We start from the raw sequence: 3,342 nt of genomic DNA, 5'->3' as shown, positions 1-3,342 counted from the left end.
GTCGTCGCGGCCCGGACGCGCCCGGCGCGGCCGAGCTGTGCGCGGAGCTGGGCGGCAAGGTGGAGGTCGTGGCGCTCGACGTCGCCGACCGGCACGCCGTCGCCGCCCTCGTCGCCTCGCTGCCCGACCTGACCTCCGTCTTCCACGCGGCGGGCGCGATGCGCCGCGAGTCCGGCGTCGACGACGCCTCGGTGGCCGAGCTGGCGGAGCTGGCCGACGCCAAGGTCCTCGGCGCGCTGCACCTGGACGAGCTGCTGGCCGATCGCGAGCTGGACGCGTTCGTCGTGTTCTCCTCCGGCGCGGCCGTCTGGGGCTCCGGCGGCCAGATCGGTTACGCCGCGGCCAACTCCGTCGTCGACGGCGTCGTCCGCAGCCGCCGGGCGCGCGGCCTCACCGGCACCTCCATCGCCTGGGGCACCTGGGGCGGCGGCGGCATGTCCTCCGGCGAGACCGGCGACCACCTGGCCCGCATGGGCCTGGGCTCCATGGACCCCGCGCTGGCCCTGGCCGCCCTCAAGGGCGTGCTGGACCGCGACGAGGCCCACCTGGTCGTCACCGACATGGACTGGGCCCGCTTCGCCCCCGCCTACGCCCTGGCCCGCCCCCGCCCGCACATCGAGGCCATCCCCGAGGGCAGGGCCGCGCACGCCCCCGTGGCCGAGCCCGGCGACAGCACCGGCTCCGACCTCGCCGCCCGGCTCGCCCGGGGGCGGGCCGGCCCGCGCCGCGCCCTGCTGCTCGACGTCGTCCGCTCGCACGTGGCCGCCGTCCTCGGCTACGCCACCACCGACGAGGTCCAGCCCACCCGCGCGTTCAAGGACCTCGGCTTCGACTCGGTCACCGCCGTGGAGCTGCGCGACGTGATCGGCTCCGCCACCGGCGTCCGGCTCACCGCGACCGCCGTGTTCGACCACCCGACCCCCGCCGCGCTCGTGGAGCTGCTGCACGGCGAGCTGGTCGACGAGGGCGAGCGCCCCGTCGGCTCGGTGCTGGCCGAGCTGGACCGGCTGGAGATCGCCGCGTCCGGCCTCGCCCCGGAGGAGATCGAGGCCGGGCACGTCACCACCCGGTTGCGCGCCCTGCTCACCAAGCTCGACCAGGCTGTCGCGGGCGGTGGGCCCGCCGTGGCCGACCAGCTCGAAGCGGCGTCCGCCGACGACATCTTCGACTTCATCGACAACGAGCTCGGCATGGCCTGATTCGCCAGGCACGTCACTTCCCTTCCGGCACGGCAGACTTGGTGAGGACCACGATGGCGAACGAAGAGAAGCTCCTGGGCTACCTGAAGAAGGTGACCGCAGACCTCCACCAGACGCGCCAGCGCCTGCGCGAGGCCGAGTCCGAGGACCAGGAGCCGATCGCCATCGTGGCCATGGGCTGCCGCTTCCCCGGCGGGGTGCGCTCGCCCGAGGACCTGTGGAACCTCGTCGCCGACGGGGTGGACGCGATCACCCCGTTCCCCGAGGACCGGGGCTGGGACACCGAGGCCCTGATCGACCCCGACCCGGAGCGGCCTGGCTCCAGCTACGTCCGCGAGGGCGGGTTCGTCCACGACGCCACCGACTTCGACGCGGGCTTCTTCGGCATCTCCCCGCGCGAGGCCCTGGCCATGGACCCGCAGCAGCGGATCGTCCTGGAGACCTCCTGGGAGACCGTGGAGCGGGCCGGGATCGACCCGGACTCGTTGCGCGGCAAGCAGGTCGGCGTCTACCTCGGCTGCGGCGGGCAGGACTACTGGGACCGGCTCACCGACCTGCCCGACGAGGTCGAGGCGTACATGAGCACCGGCAGCACCTCCGCGGTGATCTCCGGCCGGGTCTCCTACGCCATGGGCCTGGAGGGCCCGTCGCTGACCGTCAACACGGCCTGCTCCTCGGCGCTGGTCGCGATCCACCTGGCCGCGCAGGCGCTGCGCGAGCGCGAGTGCTCGCTGGCGCTCGCGGGCGGTGTCACGGTCATGTCCACGCCGGGCGCGTTCGTCGCGTTCTCCCGCCAGCGCGGCCTGGCCCCGGACGGGCGCTGCAAGCCGTTCTCCGACGAGGCGGACGGCACCGGCTGGGGCGAGGGCGTCGGCGTGCTGCTGCTGGAGCGGCTCTCCGACGCGCGCCGCAACGGCCACGAGGTCCTCGCGGTCGTGCGCGGCTCCGCCCTCAACCAGGACGGCGCCTCCAACGGCCTCACCGCCCCCAACGGGCCCTCGCAGCAGCGGGTGATCCTGCAGGCGCTGGCCAACGCCGGCCTGTCCTCCACCGAGGTCGACCTGGTGGAGGCGCCCGGCACCGGCACCACCCTCGGCGACCCCATCGAGGCGCAGGCGCTGCTGGCGACCTACGGCCGCGAGCGCACCGCGGAGCACCCGCTGTGGGTCGGCTCGATCAAGTCCAACATCGGCCACGCGCAGGCCGCGGCGGCCGTCAGCGGCATCATCAAGGCCGTCATGGCGGTGCGCCACGGCGTGCTGCCCAAGACCCTGAACCTGGGCACGCCCTCCAGCCACGTGGACTGGTCGGCCGGGCACATCGAGCTGCTGGGCGAGTCCAAGCCGTGGCCCGCCCTGGACCGCCCGCGCCGCGCCGCCGTCTCCTCGTTCGGCGTCAGCGGCACCAACGGGCACATCATCGTCGAGCAGGCCGACCCCGCGCAGGACCCCGAGCCGGGGACCGGCTGGCCCGAGGGGGCGCCGGTGCCGTGGCTGCTGTCGGCCCGCACCGCCGCCGCGCTCGACGCGCAGGCCGCGCGCCTGGCCGACGGGCTGGACCCGGCGACCGCCGCCGTGGACGTGGCGGCGGCGCTGGCCACCACCCGCTCCGCCATGGAGCACCGCGCCGTGCTGCTGGTGGACGGCACCGCCGACACCGCCGACACCGCAGCCCGGTTGCGGGAGCTGTCCGCGAACGCCGTGCGCGGCGCCGTGGACGCGGGCCGCACCGCGTTCCTGTTCACCGGCCAGGGCTCGCAGCGCACCGGCATGGGGCGCGGGCTGCGCGAGGCGTTCCCGGCGTTCCGGGAGTCCTTCGACGCCACCTGCGCGCTGTTCGACCCGCTGCTGGACCGGCCGCTGGCCGAGGTCGTGCTCGGTGACGACCAGGAGTTGCTGGACCGCACCGGGTACAGCCAGCCCGCGCTGTTCGCGTTCGAGGTGGCGCTGTTCCGGTTGCTGGAGTCCTGGGGCGTGCGACCGGACTTCCTGGCCGGGCACTCGATCGGTGAGATCGCGGCGGCGCACGTCGCGGGCGTGCTCTCCCTGGAGGACGCCTGCACGCTGGTCGCCGCGCGCGGGAAGCTGATGCAGGCGCTGCCGTCCGGTGGCGCGATGCTCGCCGTCGAGGCGACGGAGGAGGA

At 75.1% G+C, this 3,342-nt stretch carries 2 protein-coding genes; both read left to right on the top strand.

The window, feature by feature from the left end; translation table 11 throughout:
* The coding region (locus ACTUAL_RS03195) for a beta-ketoacyl reductase (protein ID WP_440899216.1) at positions 1–1,199 on the top strand (1,199 nt) is incomplete at its 5' end.
* A gap of 38 nt (positions 1,200–1,237) precedes the next feature.
* Positions 1,238–3,342, top strand: a 2,105-nt coding sequence (locus ACTUAL_RS03190; RefSeq protein ID WP_440899215.1) for a type I polyketide synthase, incomplete at its 3' end; no start/stop codon positions are given.

The organism is Actinosynnema sp., assembly GCF_052038725.1.
This window is presented reverse-complemented; position numbering and strand designations above follow the sequence as displayed.